The organism is Gilliamella sp. W8128, from assembly GCF_016100545.1.
Classification (GTDB): domain Bacteria; phylum Pseudomonadota; class Gammaproteobacteria; order Enterobacterales; family Orbaceae; genus Gilliamella; species Gilliamella apis.
The window spans coordinates 42,419-65,278 of the sequence record NZ_JACFSE010000005.1; the positions used below are offsets into that span (position 1 = coordinate 42,419).

The 22,860-nt window shown below is 33.2% G+C and carries 20 protein-coding genes and 1 riboswitch; of the genes, 8 read left to right on the forward strand and 12 right to left on the reverse strand.

Annotated elements, in window-relative coordinates; all coding sequences use genetic code 11:
* Positions 1 to 4: 4 nt before the first annotated feature.
* From pbpC to coaA, 7 genes are all read right to left on the reverse strand, one after another.
* Complete coding sequence (pbpC, locus tag H3U97_RS06110; protein ID WP_198198519.1) at positions 5 to 2,302, reverse strand: penicillin-binding protein 1C; 2,298 nt, start codon at positions 2,300 to 2,302, stop codon at positions 5 to 7.
* A 97-nt stretch (positions 2,303 to 2,399) separates the two neighbouring features.
* Positions 2,400 to 7,526, reverse strand: a complete 5,127-nt coding sequence (locus H3U97_RS06115; protein WP_198198520.1) for an alpha-2-macroglobulin — start codon at positions 7,524 to 7,526, stop codon at positions 2,400 to 2,402.
* A gap of 255 nt (positions 7,527 to 7,781) precedes the next feature.
* Positions 7,782 to 8,453 carry a 7-cyano-7-deazaguanine/7-aminomethyl-7-deazaguanine transporter gene (locus H3U97_RS06120; protein ID WP_065578001.1) on the reverse strand — a complete coding sequence of 224 codons (672 nt, stop codon included), beginning with the start codon at positions 8,451 to 8,453 and terminating at the stop codon, positions 7,782 to 7,784.
* A gap of 44 nt (positions 8,454 to 8,497) precedes the next feature.
* Positions 8,498 to 9,154 (reverse strand): 7-cyano-7-deazaguanine synthase QueC, encoded by a 657-nt coding sequence (gene queC, locus H3U97_RS06125; protein WP_198198521.1) that lies wholly within the window; start codon positions 9,152 to 9,154, stop codon positions 8,498 to 8,500.
* A gap of 23 nt (positions 9,155 to 9,177) precedes the next feature.
* A complete protein-coding gene (queF, locus tag H3U97_RS06130) occupies positions 9,178 to 9,651 on the reverse strand; it encodes a preQ(1) synthase (RefSeq protein WP_065578003.1) in 474 nt (157 codons plus the stop codon).
* A gap of 2 nt (positions 9,652 to 9,653) precedes the next feature.
* Positions 9,654 to 9,698: riboswitch (PreQ1 riboswitch) on the reverse strand.
* Positions 9,699 to 9,854: 156 nt separating this feature from the next.
* Positions 9,855 to 10,310 carry a DUF1090 domain-containing protein gene (locus tag H3U97_RS06135; RefSeq protein WP_034901394.1) on the reverse strand — a complete coding sequence of 152 codons (456 nt, stop codon included), beginning with the start codon at positions 10,308 to 10,310 and terminating at the stop codon, positions 9,855 to 9,857.
* 17 nt (positions 10,311 to 10,327) lie between these two features.
* Positions 10,328 to 11,263 carry a type I pantothenate kinase gene (gene coaA, locus H3U97_RS06140; RefSeq protein WP_198198522.1) on the reverse strand — a complete coding sequence of 312 codons (936 nt, stop codon included), beginning with the start codon at positions 11,261 to 11,263 and terminating at the stop codon, positions 10,328 to 10,330.
* Positions 11,264 to 11,429: 166 nt separating this feature from the next.
* Here coaA and yihI point away from each other — a divergent pair, with 166 nt between their 5' ends.
* Together yihI and hemN are read left to right on the forward strand one after the other, a co-directional pair.
* On the forward strand, positions 11,430 to 11,930 hold the full coding sequence (yihI, locus tag H3U97_RS06145; RefSeq protein ID WP_198198523.1) for a Der GTPase-activating protein YihI: 501 nt from the start codon (positions 11,430 to 11,432) through the stop codon (positions 11,928 to 11,930).
* 223 nt (positions 11,931 to 12,153) lie between these two features.
* Positions 12,154 to 13,551, forward strand: a complete 1,398-nt coding sequence (hemN, locus tag H3U97_RS06150; protein ID WP_198198524.1) for an oxygen-independent coproporphyrinogen III oxidase — start codon at positions 12,154 to 12,156, stop codon at positions 13,549 to 13,551.
* A gap of 45 nt (positions 13,552 to 13,596) precedes the next feature.
* Here the strand turns inward: hemN and rsmC are convergent, their stop codons facing one another.
* Entirely contained in the window at positions 13,597 to 14,637 is a 1,041-nt protein-coding gene (gene rsmC / locus H3U97_RS06155) for a 16S rRNA (guanine(1207)-N(2))-methyltransferase RsmC (RefSeq protein ID WP_065614300.1), read from the reverse strand.
* An 86-nt stretch (positions 14,638 to 14,723) separates the two neighbouring features.
* Here rsmC and H3U97_RS06160 point away from each other — a divergent pair, with 86 nt between their 5' ends.
* From H3U97_RS06160 to cyaY, 6 genes are all read left to right on the forward strand, one after another.
* Complete coding sequence (locus H3U97_RS06160; protein ID WP_034901402.1) at positions 14,724 to 15,125, forward strand: DNA polymerase III subunit psi; 402 nt, start codon at positions 14,724 to 14,726, stop codon at positions 15,123 to 15,125.
* Positions 15,100 to 15,561 carry a ribosomal protein S18-alanine N-acetyltransferase gene (gene rimI / locus H3U97_RS06165; RefSeq protein ID WP_086354204.1) on the forward strand — a complete coding sequence of 154 codons (462 nt, stop codon included), beginning with the start codon at positions 15,100 to 15,102 and terminating at the stop codon, positions 15,559 to 15,561. Before H3U97_RS06160 ends, rimI begins: the two co-directional genes overlap by 26 nt.
* Before the next feature lie 21 nt (positions 15,562 to 15,582).
* Positions 15,583 to 16,212, forward strand: a complete 630-nt coding sequence (locus H3U97_RS06170; RefSeq protein ID WP_198198525.1) for a thiamine diphosphokinase — start codon at positions 15,583 to 15,585, stop codon at positions 16,210 to 16,212.
* 76 nt (positions 16,213 to 16,288) lie between these two features.
* Complete coding sequence (locus H3U97_RS06175) at positions 16,289 to 17,086, forward strand: hypothetical protein (RefSeq protein ID WP_065614304.1); 798 nt, start codon at positions 16,289 to 16,291, stop codon at positions 17,084 to 17,086.
* Positions 17,087 to 17,602 carry a surface-adhesin E family protein gene (locus H3U97_RS06180; protein ID WP_065578009.1) on the forward strand — a complete coding sequence of 172 codons (516 nt, stop codon included), beginning with the start codon at positions 17,087 to 17,089 and terminating at the stop codon, positions 17,600 to 17,602.
* A 102-nt stretch (positions 17,603 to 17,704) separates the two neighbouring features.
* Positions 17,705 to 18,016 carry an iron donor protein CyaY gene (cyaY, locus tag H3U97_RS06185; RefSeq protein ID WP_065578010.1) on the forward strand — a complete coding sequence of 104 codons (312 nt, stop codon included), beginning with the start codon at positions 17,705 to 17,707 and terminating at the stop codon, positions 18,014 to 18,016.
* A 60-nt stretch (positions 18,017 to 18,076) separates the two neighbouring features.
* On the opposite strand, the gene uvrD is transcribed toward cyaY, so the two are convergent.
* The 4 genes from uvrD to H3U97_RS06205 all read right to left on the reverse strand — a co-directional run bounded on the left by uvrD (position 18,077) and on the right by H3U97_RS06205 (position 22,860).
* Positions 18,077 to 20,296: a DNA helicase II gene (gene uvrD / locus H3U97_RS06190; protein ID WP_065650895.1), complete on the reverse strand. Its 2,220-nt coding sequence runs from the start codon at positions 20,294 to 20,296 to the stop codon at positions 18,077 to 18,079.
* Between the two features lie 183 nt (positions 20,297 to 20,479).
* Positions 20,480 to 21,193, reverse strand: coding sequence for a 5-amino-6-(5-phospho-D-ribitylamino)uracil phosphatase YigB (gene yigB / locus H3U97_RS06195; protein ID WP_065578012.1), 714 nt, complete (start codon positions 21,191 to 21,193; stop codon positions 20,480 to 20,482).
* Entirely contained in the window at positions 21,193 to 22,116 is a 924-nt protein-coding gene (gene xerC / locus H3U97_RS06200) for a tyrosine recombinase XerC (protein WP_198198526.1), read from the reverse strand. The genes yigB and xerC overlap by 1 nt, the downstream gene beginning before the upstream one ends.
* A 9-nt stretch (positions 22,117 to 22,125) precedes the next feature.
* Positions 22,126 to 22,860: a DUF484 family protein gene (locus tag H3U97_RS06205; protein WP_086320380.1), complete on the reverse strand. Its 735-nt coding sequence runs from the start codon at positions 22,858 to 22,860 to the stop codon at positions 22,126 to 22,128.

Consider the following 22,860-nt stretch of genomic DNA (forward strand, 5'->3'; position numbering starts at 1 on the left):
TTTATTAATCTGATATAAAAGTTAATCGAACAATTTGACTACTTTCATCTAATAATAATAAACGATGTATCCCCTTTTTGGTCACTGTTAAAGCAATTTTTTCATTATTATGGGAATTAGCTACTAAATCCCCATCTAAAAACCACCATTTTTCACCATAACCACCTTCTGGAATTAGATCAACAGTCACTTGATTAAATCCTGGTAAAGCTCTAATCAGTTGTTTATCACGTAGCCCAACAATATTGAGAGAAGAAAAGATATCCTTACCCATTACAGGACATGTTTTATCTATTGGAGGTAATATTGATTTCCTTCGTTCTTTAGTTAGCAACCAATTTTCTAATGAAACAGGCCATAATGCTACCTGTTTTTTTTGTGCACCTAAACAATCAGCTGCGACACGTTCACCTCGTTCATTTACCCAAATATTTATCCAACCAGAACGGTAAATGTTGTTTTTCAATTCGCTATAAGTACTTAATGTTGGTGGTACCATTTTATCCAATACCCATGCTGTTTTTTGCCGATGACAATTCGCATCCGATTCTGGAAGAGGTTGTCCTAATGGCCAGCAGATTTTCATAGAAGAAACTGATTTAGGCATTTCATTATCAATAATAGGTCGATTCAAACGAGTTTCTCTGTTTAATAATATTGAATTCACTTGCTGTAAAATTGGCATTGCTGACATTGAACCATATTGTCCAGGAACAGGAGTACCGTCTGGTCGCCCTACCCAAACACCGATTAAGTACCTTGGATTGATTCCAATTGCCCAAGCATCCCGATAACCATAACTGGTACCAGTTTTATATGCTAATAAATTACTATTAATTAGCATTTGTCTTGTTATCCAAGCGCTACCATCAGAAATAAGTGGTTTATTTATTAAAGGTTCTTTTTGAGTAAATCGTAACGGACTCACCTCACCATGCCGAGCAAAGGCACTGTAAGCACTAACAAGATTATCCATTTTTAACGAAGCGCCACCTAATATATAAGAAATATTTGGTTCATTAGCAATAGAGGATAAGGGTAAACCAATACCAGCCAGTTTGGCGGTAAATCGCTTTGGACCATATAATTCAATTAACTGAACTGCTGGTAGATTCAGTGATTTACTTAATGCCTCTGATGCGCTAACAGGGCCATAAAAACCTTCATCAAAATTAGTTGGTCGATAATCTGACGTTATACGAGGAACATCTTGCAATAAAGATTCAGAATGAATCATACCCTCATCAATAGCAAAGGCATAAATAAACGGTTTTAATGTAGAACCAGGAGAACGTAATGAACTAATCATATCAATCTGGCCAAAACGTTCTTTATCATTAAAATCAGCAGAACCTACATAGCCTTTTACAGTCATATCCGTATGGTCAACAACTAAAATAGCCAGTGATGTTTTAGGAGGTAACTGTTTTTTACGGTTAATCGCTAAATCTTCTAAATTATACTGGATAGACACATCAATGGTTGAATGTATAATATCCTCATTAGGATATTGCTGTTTTAGTCGATAAGCTAATAATGGAGCCAACTGCGGAGTCTTTCGTGGATAAACCCAAACCTCATCTCGTCGGACTTGTTCAATCAAATCATTTGACCATACTTGATATTCAGCCAATCTATCTAGGACTTTGTTACGCGCTTGCTTAGCTCTTTCAGGAAACCGATCAGGTCGTAATCGACTAGGAGCTTGAGGTAAAACGGCTAATAAAACAGCTTCACTACGGGTTAATGCTTTGGGTTGTTTACCAAAATAAGACCAGCTTGCAGCCCCTATGCCTTCGATCGTGCCACCATAAGGTGCATGATTAATATATAAAGTTAGAATTTCTTTTTTACTATAATGTAATTCTAATTGAAAAGTACGAAAAATCTGTTTTAACTTACCAAGCAGTGTTCGATCATGAGGATATAATAACCGAGCCACTTGCATTGAAATAGTGCTGCCACCAGAAATAATTTTATCATTTGTTATATTTTGCCAAGCAGCACGTAGTAAAGAAATTGGGTTAATACCAATATGATCGTAAAAATAACGATCTTCATAATTTAATAAAACGTCTAGATAATAGTCAGGAACTTCATCAAGACTAACTGAATAACGCCAAATACCATTTTTATCAGCAAATCGCCATAATGGCGTTTCATCTTCAGCGATAACAGTCTGCGTAGTTTTATTTTGTGAAACAGATAATGGAAAAAGATAATCAGCAACAAAAAAGCTGCCAACGAATAAAACTAGTAATATCAATAAGAATTTAAATAGTTTATAAAAGCACTTTTTCATTATCGTTATTATATTATCCAGCTAAATTTATTTAGAAATAAAAAATTCCGCCAACTATATTGGCGGAATAATCATTTTATAAAATGTAATGGTGAAATTACTTATCACCTTCTTCATTGTTATCCTTTTTACTAGGACTGGATATTGTCATCAAATCAAGTGATTGTCCTATAGCAAACCGATCTGGTCGATACATAGACTCAACATAAGGATAAGGAATCATGTAATCACCAGTAGTCACTGCTCTAACTAAATAAGCAACGCGTTTACGATATTTATTTTCATTGACATAGGTATTGATATTCACCGCAGCAACATATCTATCATCTCTAAATTCCTGATATTTAATCTCGTTAATATCCTCATTTTTTAATAAATCAGCAACCCATGGAATTGTTGATAAATTTACACTGCTATTAGCAAGATTTTGATTTTCTAGCTCCAAACCTGCAGGTAAGAAATCAACAATTAAGGCATCATGCACAGCTTTTTGAGCTGTTACATCTAAAACGACAACCATCATTGAACCTACTTCTATATTCGATGGTATTATCTCTTTACCTTGTAAATCATAATAGGTACGCTTAATAGTTAAAAAACCATCTTGCGATGTTGGTGCTGGAGGTGTTTTTTCATAGCCTGTAACAGAAAATTTAATATAAAGCGGCTCATCATGAGCAGAATTATTAATAGATAATCCTTGTGCTAATCCATCAAAATCATAGGAGTGAGAAACAACTGAATCAACATCATCAATTTTGCCATTTATTGAAACTTTGAATTGATTACCACTTTTATGTTGTTCTAATGTCCAACCAGCAATAAATAACGCATTTAATTCCTGTGTTGAGAAATAACGTTGATCATTTAATAAATCTGACAAATTATATAGATAATTTGCTTGATTATTCTGCGCCATATTATTTTCTATCAATAAAGAAAGAATTAATGACTGATCACGAACTGTACTACCATAATTACCTAACCACCTATCATTATATGTATATGGAGTAGTAAAAACTAACGGCAGTAATTTGTCATAGGTTGCCTGATAACCATTTAATTTTGCTGTTACCGCTAAATGAGCTAATGGTAATGGTGAGTAGATAAATGATGTATCACTGCTCATTATTTTATCGGTTAAATAATTAATTTCATTACGCATTGCTGCAGTGATTTTCTCTTGTTTAGAAAGTATCATCAACGCATAGGCTTTAATAGATAATTTATTAAACTCAAGCACGTCTAAATCACCGTAATAACTAAGATTATTAAATGCAGAGGCATCATAAATATATTGACCAATACGCGTCATTGCAGCATCAAGCGCTTTATCATTAACCTGATATCCGCGCTCTTTAGCTTGCAATAAAAAGTCTGTGGCATAGACTGTTAGCCAATGTTCTTCTTCACTATAGTTACTCCATAAACCAAAGCTGCCATTACTACGTTGCATTGATAAAATGCGTGAAATACCTGTTTGAACTTTTTCTCGGCGCTTTTCATCAGAATCAGTTTTAATGCCTAACTGCGCCAGTTGTTCACTGTTAGCATATAAAGATGGGAATAAGCCACTCGTAGTTTGCTCTAAACAGCCATATGGGTAAGCAAATAATCTTTTAATATATTGTGCAATATTTAACGGAGGTTGATTAGAGACCACTAACTGTCCTTCAACAGTATTTTCGATTAAACCAGTTAAAGCTTGGTCTGATAATTGCCAGCTTTCATTTGCATCTACTGCTGAGACATAAGATCTTGAAGTTGCGGCATATGCAGGTCTTATACCAATTGTCCAAGAACGACTTATATTGAAATCAGAATTATCTTCAAGCAAAATGCCTTTTACATCTATCTTTATTGTTCCTTTACCATAACCGTAATCGGCAGCAACAGGAATCTTAATAATATCTTTCTGTTTACTATCTAGTTTTACAGTAACCGATTTTGTTTCATTTTGATGAAGCAAACCACTAGTTGATACCTCAACTTGCATGTTTTGCGTACTACCAGTCAAATTATGCAAATCTAACGCTAAAATCGCCTGATCACCGCCAGATAAGAATCGAGGTGTTGTTAATTCAGCAATAACAGGAGCAGCAACTTTCATCGTTTTTTCAGCTCTACCAAAACGATTGGTATCCCATGCTTGCGCCATAATTCGTAGTTCACCATTAAAATCAGGCAATGGTAAGTTAATTATCCCTTCGCCTTCATCATTTAACTGAATAGTTTCAAGTTGTTGTGCTACAATTAGGACGTCATTTAATGGTTTTTTACCACCAGCACCCATCGCATCACCACCAAAGCTCATGTTAACATTACGACCTGAAGCTTCAATCAATTTACCATAAACATCGTAAATACTGGTATCATAGCGTTTACGACCTAAAAATCCTGTATATGGATCTGGTGTAACAAAATCAGTTATATTTAACACACCGGAATCAACTGCAGAAACCAAAACTGTGACTTTTTTATCCTTTTGAATAAATTCTTTATCCATTTTGATTTTTATTGGCACAGTAGTTTCTGGTTCAACTTGAGCTGGTGCATTGATTGCAACATTTAACTGACGGTCTGTTGTGTCAATTGGTAAATATAATAACCCAATTGCTCGTTTAACTGTTTGTACAGCAGCATCTGTCGATGGACGAACTATCATAGTACTAATATAAATGTCATGTCGTCCCCAATTTTCAATTGGAATATCAACATCTAAACCATTTTCATCAATAGTTATTGATTTTTTCCAAATGGTACCACCATTACTTTCTAAAGAGATATAACCGGAGCCAGCAACTGGTGCCTGCACATTCACTCTGGCTATATCGCCAACTTTATAAGATGGTTTATCAATAGTTAACTTAACTTGATCTGGCCGTACAGATTTTGTGCCACGAGTATTATCTTCCCAATCATAACCAGCCCAAAAACGGAAACTTGTCACAACATTAGTTTGAGGATCAACAACTTCAACGCGATAAGAGCCATAATCAGTTGGTTGGAAACTTATTTTTGTTGTACTACCTGCATCAATAGATAATTGATTTTCTGAAACCATATATTCACTAGAATTATAGTTTACTCGCCAACCATCCTCATCTGACCAAGTCCAATAATAATTACGACGTTCGCGAATCAACCGAGCTTTTAGTGAATTTGTAGCTAACTTTTCACCTTCAAGATTGATATAAGCAATTTCAAATTCGGCATTATGGTCAATGTCAACGGTAGGACGATCATAATATTCATCCTGATTCCAATCATAATATGGTGAATCTTCAAATAGTGCTCGAATTGCAGGTAATTTATCTGCCGGCCATATGGTTTGTGTCGCATAACGTGTAACCGGTCGACCTCCTGAATCAAGTAGACTTGCTTGTAAAACCAATTTAGCAGGAGACTGTAATCCAGACCAATTATCTTTGCTAACCTCAATTTGAGTTAAACCATCATCATCCAACTCAACTTCAAGAGAATCAAGCTCACGATATAGGCTTTCGTCTGTCACTTTTCCAATTTTGAAATCAGCTAGGCCAGTAACTGAATCGACGGTCTTTAAATAGAGATTAGCTTCTAAACTGTTACCTATTGCTGGTTCACCATATAAATACCAACCTTTAACATTAAAGTTAATATCTTCGTTATTAAGAACCGCCCCGTTTGTAGTGCTTTTGATTTCCATTGCCATACGCTCAGGCAAAAACTCTTCAACTTTAAAGCTCCAGTAACGATAATCATCATCGCCTAAATTAAAACGAATTGCCCATTTACCTGTTGCGGCATCATAAGGAATATCAAACGTTTGCTGATATAACCCATTTAAATCAGCATTACTTTTTAATTGGTAATTTTTAATCACTCGACTATCAGGAGAAAGAATATCAACAATGATAGGTTGATCTGGTAATGATTGCCCATCAGCATTACGTAATAATGCATTAAAATAGACGGTTTCTTCTGGACGATAAAGATCACGAGGTCCGAAAACAAACAATTGTTTTTGATAAAAAGGACTACCGGACAAATTGAAATCAGTCAAATTAAGCGCATTACGATCAATATTAACAAACGAAGTTTGCTGGCCATCACTGGCTGTTAATAACGAATAGTCATAATTATTACCTAGGTCAAATTCAGCATAACCATCTTTATCTGTTACTGCTGAAATTGTATGACATTTTTTTCTATTTTCATCTTTACGACACATTAATGATAAATCAATATTTGCTAATGGTTTACCATTATCTAAACCATGAGTCATTACTGCTATCTTAGCATTTTTATAACGATGAACTGACACACCAATATTACTAATTGAAAACAAAGTTGCTGGATTCGATTCGTTATAAATACCTGCTTCATTCATCACAGCAATATAAACACCTTCTTGATTAAGTTCAGCAATATTAGCAAGGTTTACTAAAACTGTTTCTTGTGCATTAGGTTTTGGATGAAGATCGAATCTTGATGAATAAACTAAATCAGCATATTTAGTCAATTCTTTTGAACGCCAAATCGAAAGCAAATCAATAAAACCAAAATCATCCACTAATTTAGATAATTTTTCTGGTTTAATTTTAAAAAAGTTAATATCAATTTTATTTACATTCAGCGTTGTGACAGGTAATCCGCTCATAGATTTACTTGGTAGTAATATACCCGAGCTTGCAAAACCTACTGTAGGTTGGCGGTCTTGAGTCGTAATTTCTTTTTGGTAAACAGATTCTAAATGACTGTCGTTGATAGCTGATAATAATTTATCAATGGTTAAAACCAGTTGTCGATCTGGTTGAAGATAACGATGTTTTAGCTCTAAACCATTATCAGATAATTCCCATGCCCCATCAACATTACCTGTTTTTCTATCAACTAATCTGAGTAAATTAGAAAAATTCAACTTAGGATTAAGAGGTACCGAAAAAGTCACTACTAAAGTACTTGAACCATCAATAATAACTTCAGAGCTATCAATGACGGTTAATTGTTTACCTTTGTACTTTTCAATTAATTCTGGTGTTGGATTAAAGGCATTATGAGATCCAGCCTCAGCTTCAGTTAAAGTTTCTGTTGCAACAGCATTGGTTTTATTGTCAATGACATCTGTTGCTACCTCAGTTTTATCAGCCTGTAGTGAATCTACTGTTTTATCTTTCTGATTATCACAAGCGCATAGCATCAAAAATAAACTTAACACCGCTAAGTGTTTTATCAATCTCATTATTTCACCTAATCCCTTACTGTTACAATGAATGTACTGTTTTTTTTTATCGATATTATGCACTTTCAGACAAAGTTTAGCAAAACTTCTTTAATCAGATTTATAATTTTTTTTATAATTAAGTTATGAATTTTGTTAAAAATTTTGAGGAACGGCCTTTTTGAGAAAGAAAAATAGGCAGTTAGAATTTACTATATTGTCAATAAACTCTAACTAGCGAATAAGTAATAAATTGTAGGTAAACTTAAAGTCAAGTTACTGAGATTTGATAAGCAATTTTTTTAAGATAAAGTTTAAAATAATTCCGTATAACGGTAAAAAGAATAATCCACAGATAATAATTTTAAAGCTATAATCGATAGTAGCAATTTCAACCCAATGCGTAGCCATAAATTCATCATTTGTTTTATAAAAGGCGATCGCAAAAAAGACGATGGTATCAATACCATTACCTAATATTGCTGATGCTGAAGGTGCTACCCACCATGCTCTATTTTTACGTAAATAATTAAACACGGTAATATCCATCAATTGACCTACTAAGTAAGCGGCAAAACTCGCTAAAGCAATCCGGAAAACAAAGCTATTAAACTCGGCTAACGCGGAAAATCCCATCCAATGGGTTTCAAAAAACAGTACTGAGATAGAATAAGAAAATAGTAAAGCGGGAATCATCACCACAAAAATAATCTTCCTCGCTAAACTCGCGCCAAAGACCCGAATAGTTAAATCGGTAGTCAAAAAGATAAATGGAAAGGTAAACGCTCCCCAAGTGGTATGGAAACCAAAAATATCAAAAGGGATTTGTACCAGATAATTGCTTGAAGCAATAACCAAAATATGAAAAAACGAAAGCCACCCAAGGGCTTTCATTTGTTGTGCGTGAGTAAATTGGCTAGTTTGTTCTGAATTAGTGTTCAGATACATAAATTTTTCCTTTTTTAATGGGGTAAGTGAACCCAGTGTTACAATTAATTTGAATGATTAAGATATTCGTTTAAACCTTTTTCGCGAAGAATACAGCTAGGACATTTACCACAACCACCATCAACGCCATAATAACAAGTATGGGTGTATTTTCGGACATAATCCAAATAACCAAGTTTATCGGCCATCTCCCATGTTTGAGCTTTAGTGAGATACATTAGTGGTGTAATAAGATTAAAGTTATAATCCATAGCCAGATTCATCGATACATTCATTGATTTAATAAAAATATCACGACAATCAGGATAGCCACTAAAATCGGTTTCACAGACACCAATAATAATATTACGTATACCTTGTTGCTTGGCATAACAACCTGCTAGAAGTAAAAACAGCATATTACGACCGTCAACAAAAGTATTCGGGTAATCTCCTTCTTTGGCCGCTTTAATTTCTTGCGAGTCATCAATCAAAGCATTATTAGTGGTCTGTTTAATCACCGAAGTATCGATCACCGTTTGTTTAACGCCAAGATCTTCAGCAATCCATTTAGCTTTTTCGAGTTCAATTGCATGACGTTGACCATATTGAAAACTAATGGTTTCGACATTTTCACGACCATAATCAGCAATGGCTTGCAATAAACAAGTAGTAGAATCTTGGCCACCTGAAAAGATAACAAGAGCTTTACGATTTTGCATTTTTAACGAATCCAGTAGAAAGATTAACGATTATCGATTTTTTCAGGATAAAGGTCATGATTAGCCAAGCGATTCAAAGCTATTTGTTGCCAATCAGTACCTGCTTTTCCATAATTAACATAAGGATCGATAGATATTCCACCTCGGGGAGTAAATTTACCCCACACTTCTATATATTTCGGATCCATCAATTTAATTAGATCTTTCATGATGATATTAATACAATCTTCATGATAATCACCATGATTGCGGAAGCTGAATAGGTAAAGCTTAAGCGATTTACTTTCAACCATTTTAATATTTGGCACATACGAAATATAAATAGTGGCAAAATCAGGTTGTCCTGTTATCGGACAAAGACTGGTAAATTCAGGACAATTAAATTTTACAAAATAATCATTTTCTGGATGTTTATTATCGAATGTTTCTAAAATTTCTGGACAATAGTCAGTAGGATAGCGAACGGATTGATCGCCAAGTAGTGTTATATTACTCATTTTTTTCCTTAGTTTTTTAGCGTGGGAGGTTCACGAACCACGTAATTAGGCGCCCACCATACTCTTTTTAAATAAAAAAGTCCAGTTTAAGCAACGTTGCGTGTCTTAACAAAAAGCACCATTAATACTAGATCAATGGTGCTTATTTATTGAGAACTTAGGTAAAAAGTGTGAGGAAAGCACTTTTTTAAGTCAAATATAAATTATTTGCTGGTCAATTGTTTGTAATAATCAGCAAGTTTATCTTTAGCATCAGCTAATTCTTTTTCGGCATCATTTAATTTCGCTTTTAATGCATCGATTGTATCTTGATGAGCATTAACTTTATCTTTTGCATACTCTTTAGTTTTTTCAGCTAATTCTTTGGTTTTATCTGTAACATCTTTAGTTTTTTCAACTACTAATCTTTTATATTTTTGTTCTAAGGTTTCATCAGTACAATTGGTATTAACTTCTTGCAATGCTTTTTCAAGACCTGTCACTTCATTGGTATTATTCGCTTTTTTGGCTTGTTCTATTTTCGTTTCAATTGCTTGCTTTTTAGCATCACAATTTAAGCCTTGGTTTTCGTCATTGCTTGATGCATAACTATTTACCGAAAATGCAGTAACTAAAGTGATAATGCTTAACTTACTTAATAACCTTATTGCTGATTTCATATTGATTCCCCTTAAGTTTATTTTCTTAATTGAACACAATCTACTTTATGATCTTTACCTTTGGTTAAAATTAAACTTGCTCGTTCCCGTGTTGGTAGGATATTTTCAATCAAATTTAATTCATTGATATCTCGCCAAAGGCGGTTAGCAATATTCACGGCCTCTTCCTCTGGAAGCTTTGAATAATGGTTAAAGTAAGAGTTAGGATCACTAAATGCCCCAGCTCTAAATTTTAAAAATCGGTTAACATACCAATCGTGTAATAGCGGTAATTGTGCATCGACATAGATCGAAAAATCGACATAATCAGAAACAAATACACGATTATTAGCTTGAGTATAGTTTATGCTGCCTTGTAAAACATTTAATCCTTCAAGAATTAAAATATCTGGACTATCAACAACAATATGTTCATCTTCAACAATATCGTAAACTAAATGAGAATAAACGGGCGCCTTAACTTCTGCTTGTCCTGACTTTACATCAGCAACAAAATTAAGTAATTTTTTGATATCATAGGATTGTGGAAATCCTTTTTTATTCATGATACCACGTTCTTCAAGATAACGGTTAGGATATAAAAAACCATCGGTTGTCACCAATGCAACTTTCCGATGCTCTGGCCAACGAGTCAACAATGCTTGTAGGACACGGGCGGTAGTGCTTTTACCAACAGCTACACTACCTGCAATACCAATAATATAAGGTATTTTTTGACTTTTCCCTAAAAATTTTGATAACACTGCCTGGCGGCTAAAACTGTTGCTTATATAATAATTGAGTAATCGAGATAAAGGCAAGTAAATTTCACTTACCTCATCCATGGATAAATCTTCATTAATACCTTGTAATGAAGTCAATTCTTCTGGCGTTAAAGTCATTGGTACCGCATTACGCAAGCTCGCCCATTCTTGTCGGGTAAATTGCATGTAAGGGCTCAAATGATTTGTCATATTTTATTCTCTATTGCTAGCTGATATAAATAATTTGGCTCAGATTATACTAAATCTATTTTTTTACAATCATAAATTGGTATTATCTCATGCTCATAGCTATATTGATGACTTACTGGTAAAATACGTTTAGTGAGTTAATTATCAGATATTAAATTGAGATTGTATGTTAAAAAATAAATCAAAACAAAAACCTAAAAAAACCCGCCAAGAGATTAATGAAGAATCTCGTGAGTTAAAGCGCAAACGTAAACATAAAGGCTTACCGAGTGGTTCACGTTTTAATGGTCAAGATAACAATCAAAATAACAAAGCGACAAAAACAATAAAAGATCCTCGTGTTGGCAGTAAAAAACCAATTTCATTGGTAATAGATGATAATTCATCTATTAAAAATATAGATAAAATTAATCAACCCAAAATAACTAAAGCCAAGTTAACACCACAACAAGAATTAGAACAACTTGAAAATGATACTAAACTGGATCAATTACTAGATTTAGTAGAGCAAGGTAAAATCTTAACTGACGAGCAAAAAACTTATCTTGATAATAAACTAAACCGTATAGACAAACTTATGCAAATATTAGGTTATGAAGATGAAGATTTCGAGGATGAGCAAGAAGAAACCAAAGAAGATATCGTCAGTTTACTTAAACGTAATTAAGTTAGTTTTAGTTAAATATGCATTATAAACCATCAATAATCTTATATACAAAATAACCACGATAAAGAGTCATATACCACCATGCTACTATTGATTATGCTAGGTTTATATTTAGGATTATTTATTTGCACATTATTATATTTAAAAAAAACTAATTACATTAAATTAAAAACACAAATAAGAGCAAAACAACGTAATACAGCAAAACGTTATGGAAATGACAATGTCAAACGCAGGATTAAATAAAAATGTGATTCAAACCCAGTTATGGGATCAAGCGTTAATTGAAAAATATAACTATTCAGGTCCAAGATATACCTCTTATCCAACAGCACTTGAATTTAACGAACAGTTTACTGAACAAGATTTCATTTTAGCGACCAACCTTTATCCTGAACGACCATTATCGCTGTATGTACATATTCCGTTTTGCCATAAACTTTGTTACTTTTGTGGTTGTAACAAACTGATTACACGACAAACCCACAAAGTCACTAAATACCTTGATGTATTAGATATCGAGATCGCTAAACAGTCCGCATTATTTAAAAACCGGACTGTAACACAAATGCATTGGGGGGGCGGCACCCCTACTTTTTTAACTGATGCTGAAATTAGCCGCTTGCTCTCATCGATCAAAAAACACTTTAACTTTGCTCAAGATGCCGAACTATCCATTGAAATAGATCCAAGAGAAATAAGTCCACAAACGATTGATCATCTAGCTAATGTTGGCTTTAATCGGTTAAGTATGGGGATCCAAGATTTCAATCATGAAATTCAAAATTTAATTAATCGCGAGCAAGATGAAAACTTGATCCGTTCACTAATTACCCAAGCAAGAAAAAATAACTTTCGTTCTATTAGTCTAGATTTAATTTACGGATTACCTAAGCAAACTGTTGAAAGTTTCACCGAAACATTAAATAAAGTGATTGATATTTCGCCTGATAGATTAAGTGTTTTTAATTACGCACATTTACCTAGTCGATTTGCTGCCCAACGTAAGATCAAAGATAATGATTTACCTAATGCAAGTCAGAAATTGAAAATCTTACAAACCAGTATTGAAAAATTGACTCTCGCTGGTTACCAATTTATAGGTATGGATCATTTTGCAAAACCTACTGATGAGTTAGCTATCGCACAACAACAAAACAAGTTACATCGCAACTTTCAAGGTTATACCACTAAGGGAGATGCCGATTTACTTGGTCTTGGTGTATCAGCAATAAGTATGTTGGGAGACAGTTATGCCCAAAACCAAAAAGATTTAAGAAGTTACCAAGATCAAGTCGAACAAAAAGGATATGGTTTATGGAAAGGATTTACCTTAAATCGTGATGATAAAATACGTCGAGATGTTATTAAACAACTTATTTGCCATTTTCAGCTTGATAAAAAACAGATTGAACAACATTACCATATCCAATTTGATGACTATTTTGCTGAAGATTTAAAACTACTTGCACCACTAGAACAAGATGGATTAGTTGTCGTTAATCAAGATAGCATCAATGTTCAATCTAAAGGCCAGCTTTTAATTCGTAATATTTGCATGTGTTTTGATATTTATATGCGTCGATTGGTGCGACAACAACAGTTTTCACGCGTGATTTAATTAAATAAATTCACGCATGACTATTTAATGATACTGATTTAAATGTTAATGACTGGCTAAATAAACCTTAAATTTAGTCGTTTGAGCAATAATTTCAACACTTTTAAATGTTTCATCCAAGATCGATTGATATGGTAAAAATGAATTTGCCACAATACAAAGATAACCATTTAGTTTTAAGTGTTTTTTTGCTTCCTTAATCAACTTATTAACTGCGGTATAACTTGTTTCTTTGCCATCGTGAAAAGGTGGATTAGAGATAATTAAATGATATTTATCGCTTATATCTGAAAACACGTCACTAGCAATAACACGTGCAACAATGTTATTAGCAGCTAAAGTCTCTTTACTTGATTCTAATGCAGCACTACTTACATCAGTTAATGTTAAGCTTATATCTTGATTTAGTTTACCTATTACTGTTGATAATATGCCCGAGCCGCAACCGACATCAAGGATATTTCCTTTGATAATATCACTATGATCCATAAGTGCATTTAATAACAGCTCACTTCCTGCATCTAAGGCTTTCTGGCTGAAGACACCTGGTAAGCTTTTAATTTCGATATCCTGATTTTCAATCGTTAAGTGATAACTCAACCACCAGTCTTTTACTTCAAAAGCCAAACGACTATCAGCTCGAAAATGATATAAACCACATCGTCTTGCACTATCTATTTTTTGGATAGAACCAAAGTCACTTAACAGCCCTTCCACACTTTTTACCCCAGAACGATTTTCACCAATGATAAAAATATCACTATCTTTAGGCATATTGTTCAATAAATATGATAACTGAAATTGTGCTTCACTCTTGGTTTTAGGCCAATAATAAATGAGGGTATTTATATCACTATAAAAAGATGTATCAGGATAGAGCGAAAATATAGTGTTATTAGCTCGTTTACTATTTTTAAAGCTTAAAAAAGTATGATATTGGGAACAATGAATCTTGACGATATTTGCTGCAATAATCGCAGGATAATTGTCTTGAATATCACCAGCAATAAGAATATTTTTATCATCAAAAAATGACTGATGACGTTCAAGTACTTGGCTAGCTGGAGTAAAAACAGATGTTGCCATAATGCCTCAATGAAAAACCTTTATAAATTGAAGCGAAGATTATACAATTAACTTTCTTTAATCCCTAGTAAAACCGTAATCTGACAATGACACAAACTGATTGGTATCTTAAGCAATGTAATATTACTCAATATGTTTTACGCAATTCGACCGTATTCCAGGGAGAACTTGCGACTCATATAGACGAAAAAATTCGTTTAATTGTCGTTGCTAAACAAAAACCAACACAAAAAATATATTACGATATTTTAAAAGCCATCCGTTTAACAGAAGAACAAGTATTATTTCTTACCCCTTCGCAATTAATTATTTCGGCGGATGAAGTGAAAATAGTGACATGGTTTATAGATGTGCTTAGCAATGAACCATGGCAAAATAATTTAACCATAAATACCAGTGATTTAGATTCGCTAGCGAAAGATCCACAACAAAAACGTAAACTTTGGCAGCAGTTATGTGAATATGAAAACAATTTCCATCCTGAATGAACATGATTTAACGGCAGCTTATGAGTTAGAGCTCATATGCCACCCTATCCCTTGGTCTAAAGAAACTTTTTTTTCAAATCAAGGTGAACGTTATATTAATCTTAAAATAACCGTTGATAATAAACTGGTCGGCTTTTGTATTTGCCAACAAGTTGCCGATGAAGCAACTTTATTTAATATTGCAATACATCCTGCCTATAGACAACAGGGATTAGCTAAAGCATTATTAAATCATTTAATTGATAATTTAACAGCCATAAACTCACCACAGGTTATTTCAACTCTATGGTTAGAAGTTAGAGAATCTAACACGCCAGCAATTGAGTTATATCATTCAATTGGCTTTAATCAAATAACAGTCAGAAAAAATTATTATCCAACTGTTGATGGCCATCAAGAAGATGCAATTATTATGGCTTATACATTAACACTATAAATTAATTTAATGGGAATAATCATGCCCCAAAAAACAGCACTACTATTTGTCAATGGTGAACCTCCAAAAGATATTCCTAGTAATATAAAAGATTATACTTATATTGCCTGTACTGATGGTGCATATCATAGCTATTTATTTAAATCAGCCGTTGAACCTGATTTTATTATCGGAGATTTAGATAGCATTGACTCAACTAGGGCAATTCCGTCAAAAACACAAATTATTCATACTCCAGATCAATCTAAGCCTGATTTCGAAAAAGCATTACTATTTTTAAATAGTAAAGGTGTTACAAAATTTACAATATATGGTGCATCAGGCGGAGCTAGTGATCATTTCTTAGGTAACTTGTCTACAGCTATGCAATACTATCACCAGTTCAAAATGTTGTTTTATGATAATTATTGCTATTTTTTCTTTGCTGATCATCATCAGATTATTGACCACGTAAAAAATCATATTATTTCGTTAATGCCATTGTCGACGGTAACTAATTTGACTATAACTGGCTTTGAATACCCCTTAAAAGATCAAACATTAGTTCTTGGCGGCTGCATTAGTTTACGTAACAAAGCCATTAATGATAAAGTAGAAATCTCTTTTAAAAACGGTAACTTACTAATTTTAGTTCAAAATAATTTGAATTAGATTGACACAAATATTTACATTACTTTACAATACTATTACAAACAATTAGCGTGATTTTGGTGAAAGGAACCGCTTTATGATAATAAAAAAACTTACTGTGCTTGTTTGTTCTTCTTTCGTTTCTTGCATGGCTCTGGCGCAGAACGATACCGTAAGCATTACAGATAAGATAGTAGATAGTTTTCTCGCTTGTGATAACCATTTTTTTGAACAATTGGCTGAAAATAAACAATTATTCAGCGAATATGTTGATTTAACAACAACAGATAATGTTACTTATATTCCTGTAGAATCAATTTATCAACAAAATAAAGATAAAGTTAATTTCAAAAAACCTCTTAAATACCACGGATTAACGATAACTGGCTATCAAAACATCTATATTCCAACCAATTTATCGGGACAATATTACTATTGGGGCTTTATCTTCGATAATAGCCAAGAGGAAATTACTAAAACACTTAATAATTTAAAATGGTTACAATATAATAACAATGTTTATATTGCCAATGCCAAAATTTATGATCGAAATGCAAAATCACCAGTATGGCAAGATAATCCCTACTCGATTGATGGTGTTGTCCCCAAACTTGGTACCATTGAAAAATCTCTTTATTTAGAAACTTTTACTGATAATCAAAACCGTATACTCTGTTCTATTCAAGGAGATATTAAGAAAGACATTCTTTATAAAGATCGCCCTGATATGAAACCACTTGATGAACAGATGGATAAAGTGCGTCAAGAAAAGATCAAAGCTTATAAATTGAAAAAACAACAAGAAAAAGAACAAAAAGAAGCTCAAGAAAAACAGTCTCAAACTCAACAAAATAAACCAATTGAAAATAGCTCAAAAGAGGGAGATAAAATTTAAATGAAAAAATTATGTTTATTTTTAATGCTCTTTTCTTTTACCGCTATCACTCATGCAGAAGAAAAGAAACCACTTACTGAAGCTGAATTAGCCTCTCAAGCTAAAGAGGTAGAGGTAATGCTAAGTAATCCTAAAATTGGTGCACAATTTACACCTCTATCTAAAACTGATGAGGACAACACTATTGGTTATTCTTATCTTGATAAAAATTCTATAAAGTTACATCCTTATAACAATAAAATTCGTATTTTTAAAGAAGTTTCTAATTATGTTCCAGCATTAGTTCAAAATATTGATAATGTAAAAACACCATATCATACTGTAGTTATTAATTATTATGCTAATTGTGATAAAAAAGAAATTGCAAAAGGTAAAATTGAACTTATCGAGAACTATTTTGCCGAAGGTAAATTGATAAACACTATTGATATTCCTAGTCGATGGATGAGAGCAGAAAAAGGCGATGAAAAGCATAAATTAATGGTTATTGCTTGTTCCTTACCATTAAACAGTTAGTTCCATTTTCATTCGTTTTTACACTCGCCACCTAGCGGTGGCAGAGTATTTTTTTTTGTGCTAATATCAATTTATTAACTACAAAATTGTAATCACATCAATATGAATATCACGCAATTCCATGCTTTAACGGATCAACTTTTTTATCAAATTGAATTATATCTAGATAAATACGCTGACGAACATGATATAGACCTCGATTATGAAACTAACGGCAACGTTATTACCATTAGTTTTCCAAACAATAGTAAAATTATCGTTAATACTCAAGAACCACTTTTTCAAGTTTGGTTAGCAACACAAAAGCAAGGTTATCATTTTGATTTGATTGATGACAAATGGATATGTAATCGAACAGATCAACCATTTGAAGAGATATTTGCTTTATCAGTACAAGAGCAATCAGAGCAATAATAATCCAAAAAGGATACTAAGCTAAAACTTAGCATCCTTTAATTATTTAGAATCTATCATTTACATTAAGGTAAGATTTGCCAGCTTCACTACTAGCCATTTAACCCCTTCATGAATGAAAGCAATTTGCACTCGTCTATGCTCACCTTCACCATCTAAATTAACAATGGTACCTTCACCAAAACGATTATGCTTAACTTTCCTACCTAATGTGTATCCATCGCTTTCTTTTTTCTTCTTAATATATGACTTTTTACGATCTTGGTAGAACTGCTCATTTTTATTGGAAGAATCATTATTATATGATGTTAAATTAGCTCGAGAACTGATTTCTTGCAAATTTTCAGTTGGTAATTCAGCTAAAAAACGTGATGGCAAATTACGCTCCTCACGGCCATAAAGTCGCCTTGATTCAGACAAAGAGAGAGTTAAAAACTTACGAGCTCGGGTAATACCAACATAAGCTAAGCGTCTTTCTTCTTCCATTTTTTCTCGTTCTTGAGAGCGTAGTGCAGGAAAAAGACCTTCCTCTAAACCAACAATAAAGACATTGTCAAACTCTAAACCTTTCGCTGAATGTAACGTCATTAATTGCACCGAATCTTGTTGATTTACTACGTCACGGCTTTCAAGAGAGGTAAATGCTAAAAATGATTCTAAAACAGTCAAGGTTTTGCCAGTTTCATTGTCTTGAATTACATTGTCTTGGTTAACTCTAAAAAATTGCTCTGCAGATGAAACAAGTTCCTCTAGATTATCTAATCTAGCTTGTCCTTTAATACCTGGTTCTTGTTCATACATTTGCAATACGCCAGATAATTTAATAATTGCATCTAATTGTTTATAAAATGGTAATTCATTAACTTCGACATGAATAGATTCCATTAATTCTAAAAAACGACTAATACCTGAGCGTTGTCTTTCAGCTAAAGCATTTTTTTCGATCAGCATTAAACATGCATCCCATAACGAAATATTATTCTGCTTAGCACATAATCTAACTTTATCTAAAGTGACACTGCCTATGCCACGAGTTGGGGTATTTACCGTAGTTTCAAATGCCATATCATTATCATGGTCATGCAATAATCGTAAATAAGCTAAAGCTAATTTAACCTCTTGCCTTTCATAGAATCTTATTGAACCATAAATTTGATAAGGTATACCGGCTTGTAATAAGGTATCTTCAAAAATACGTGATTGCACATTATTACGATATAAAATGGCACAGCTAGCATAATTATGATTATCAGCATGATATTTTTTTATTTGACCTACAACAAATCGTGCTTCATCAATATCATTGAAACCAATATATAGTGAAATCTTTTCTCCGTCACCACTGTCGGTCCATAAATTTTTACCCAAACGATTGCGGTTATTAGCAATCAACTTATTTGCAGAGTCTAAAATAATGCCTGTCGATCGATAATTTTGCTCTAAACGAATGATTTCAGTTTCTGGATAATCATCGATGAACATTTGTAAATTATCAGCATTAGCTCCACGCCAACTATAAATTGACTGGTCATCATCACCAACAATCATTACGTTTGCTGTGTCTCCAGCTAATTTTTTCACCAACCAATATTGAATTTTATTAGTATCTTGAAATTCATCTATTAATATATTTGAAAAACGATGGCGACAATAATTTAAAACAGTTTCATTACTACAAAGCAATTCATATGCTCTCAAAATTAACTCTGAGAAATCAACATAACCAACTCTATCACAAATTGCTTGATAATCACGATAAATTGTTTGCCACATTGCTTGTTTCGAATCTTCTGGTTTTAGATTATCTGCCCTAAGTCCTTTTTCTTTTTGCGTGGAGATAAAGTTAGCACACTCTTTTGGTGACCATTCCTTTTCATCAATTTTAAGTTCACGAAAAATTCGTTTGATAAGGCGGATCTGATCTTCACTATCAATAAGTTGAAAATTCTCAGGTAATTTAGCTTGTTGAGAAAACATACGCAACAAACGGTGGGTTAAACCATGAAAAGTTCCTACCCACATACCATTTAAGTATCCTTCACCAACTAAAGCTTGTATACGCTCTTGCATTTCAGCCGCCGCTTTATTGGTAAAGGTAACGGCAAAAATTGAGTTTGGTGAATAATTTTTTTCAACACACAACCAAGTAATTCTATGAACTAATACACGTGTTTTACCACTTCCCGCACCAGCAAGAACAATGGTGTATTGGCTATCAGTTGTAACAGCATTTTTTTGTTCAGTGTTTAGGTCGATTAATAATGACTGTTTATTTTCCATGATGTGTTAACCCATCGCAATTATAGCAAACATTAATTAGTATTAATGTTGTAAATGTTGTAAAAGTTTTTAATTTTTTCATTGTATTTATAATTATTATAAGTAGGTATAAAAAAGAACAAAGACAGGCATTAAATGTAATAAACATTTAATGCCTGTCTTTTTATACATATATGCACTGAATTATAACAGATTATCTAATTCTGGCAATTGTGTTATTTCAATATGTGGTAAACATCTAGCATCTGAAAGATGATAAATATCCTTACCAAAAATATTAATCCAACAAGCTAAAAAACCATTATTGATCGCACCATTGACGTCTGTCTCCAAATTATCACCAACATGCAAAATATAATTATTAGGAATAGCTAATTTCTGAGCGGCTAAAGCAAAAATTTCGGGAAATGGTTTTGAGCGACCATCAGGACCACCTCTTAGCGAAAATTTAAAATAGTCACCTAAACCGATTCTGTTTATATCAACATTACCATTAGTAATCACACCTAATGGGTATTTATTGGCTAATTTAGTTAGTAATATATGTGTTGATTTAGGAACAACCATTTTATGACGCCAAAAATTAAAACAATCAATAGCCTCATCAATAATCTTGCTATATTCATTTAAAGGGATATTGGTTTTATTTAATAACGATTTGATTGTCTCAACTCGCCAATCTATAACATCATGATATATTTCTGGATTTACAGCAAGGACCAACTTTTTTTCTTGATAATACAAATCTAAGGTTAGATACTGTAATGGCTCATATTGTTGTAAGTTTTTTATCACTTCCTCTTCAGCTTTATCAACAATCGTACTATTGTCATATAAAGTGTCGTCAAGATCGAATGTGATTGCTTTAATGCAGTTAATTGAACGATAAAAGTGCATTATTTTCTTCCTCTTTTAGCTCTTGGATGAGCCGAATCATAAACTTCTGATAAATGCGAAAAATCTAAATGGGTATAAACTTGGGTGGTGGATAAATCCGCATGACCTAGTAATTCTTGTACTGCCCGTAAATCACCGCTCGATTCAAGCATATGAGTAGCAAATGAATGGCGCAGTTTATGCGGATGAATATGTGAACTTAATCCCTGCTTTACACCCCATTGTGCAAACCGTTTTTCAACATTTCGTGGTGATATACGCTTACCCAGTTTAGAGATAAAAACGGCATCATCTTGTGGCTTTAAATCATTTCGCATAGTTAACCAGTGCTCAATCCATTTAATTGACTCTCGGCCTAAAGGTAATTTTCGCTCTTTATTACCCTTTCCTGTTACTCGGACTTCACCTTCAGTTAAATTTAATTCTCGGCAATTGAGACTCACTAATTCAGAAAGTCGTAATCCTGAGCCATACATAACTTCTAACATTGCTCTATCACGTACAGAAAGCGGATCACTATACTCAATATCAAGTAGTTGATTGATCTCATCGATATCAATATTTTTTGGAAGATGTTGACCCAATTTAGGGTTTAATACACCACGGGCTGGATTGGCTGAGATTTGATCGTTTTTAACCATCCAATCAAAAAAACTGCGTAATGCAGATAATCTTATTGATAAACTACGAGCTTGTAGGCCGGTTTGTCGACTGCGACTAATAAGTAACCTCACAGCAGATGAATCAATATCCTGCCATTTAGTAATATCTAAGCCTTCAGTTAAATCAATAAGCGCATAAAGTTGACGACGATAGTTAATTTGAGTATTTATACTAAGTTGTTTTTCAGATTTCAAATAATTTAAAAAATGCTCAACAGGCCCGGTTAAAAAAGAAGAGTAATTAGGATTAATTTTAACCATCATATTTCCTTACTTTTTTCGCATAATCCATTTTTCAATAAGAATTGGCAATATTTCACTGATCTTTTCTAACAACAAGGTTCCTTGTCCAGTCTGATAATGCTGAGGATCTGTACTCGTAAACATTAATAAACCAAGATCACCAAATTGCCCCAATAGTGATAAAGCTACAGAGCCAACATAACCATGTTTAGGTAATAAAAAATCTAATTCAGTTGTATTTAATGACCCCAAATAAAATTGGCTATACTGTAAATGTCTTACACGAATAAAATCAAACTGCGAGGAGTTTAAAGCTAAATAATGATAATTTGATGGTGCACTAAGTAACCATTTATCATCAAATAAATATAAATAGGCACCACTAAGTCCTAAATCTTTGGCCCAAATTTTTAAAGAATCTAATAATTCGTTTATATCTTTTGCTTTTATTAATTGAAATTGCAATTTTATTAACTGATTAAAGAGTAATTCGTTAGCACTTGCGTGCTCCATCAGTAATGTGATTTCCGACTCAAGTTGACTAATTTTATTACGTTGCCTTGCCATATGCCATTCAGGTAGTGAAATCATACCTCGCACAGGGTGTGGTACGCGCATGCGTTCAATATGAGTAGCATTTCGAATAAAAAAATCTGGGTTATCAATAATATATTGGCTAACCATTTCATCATTTAATTTAACAAATGATTTTTTTCGTCGCGGCTGTTTCAACTTCAATGTTTGTGTTTTTTTTACGACCAT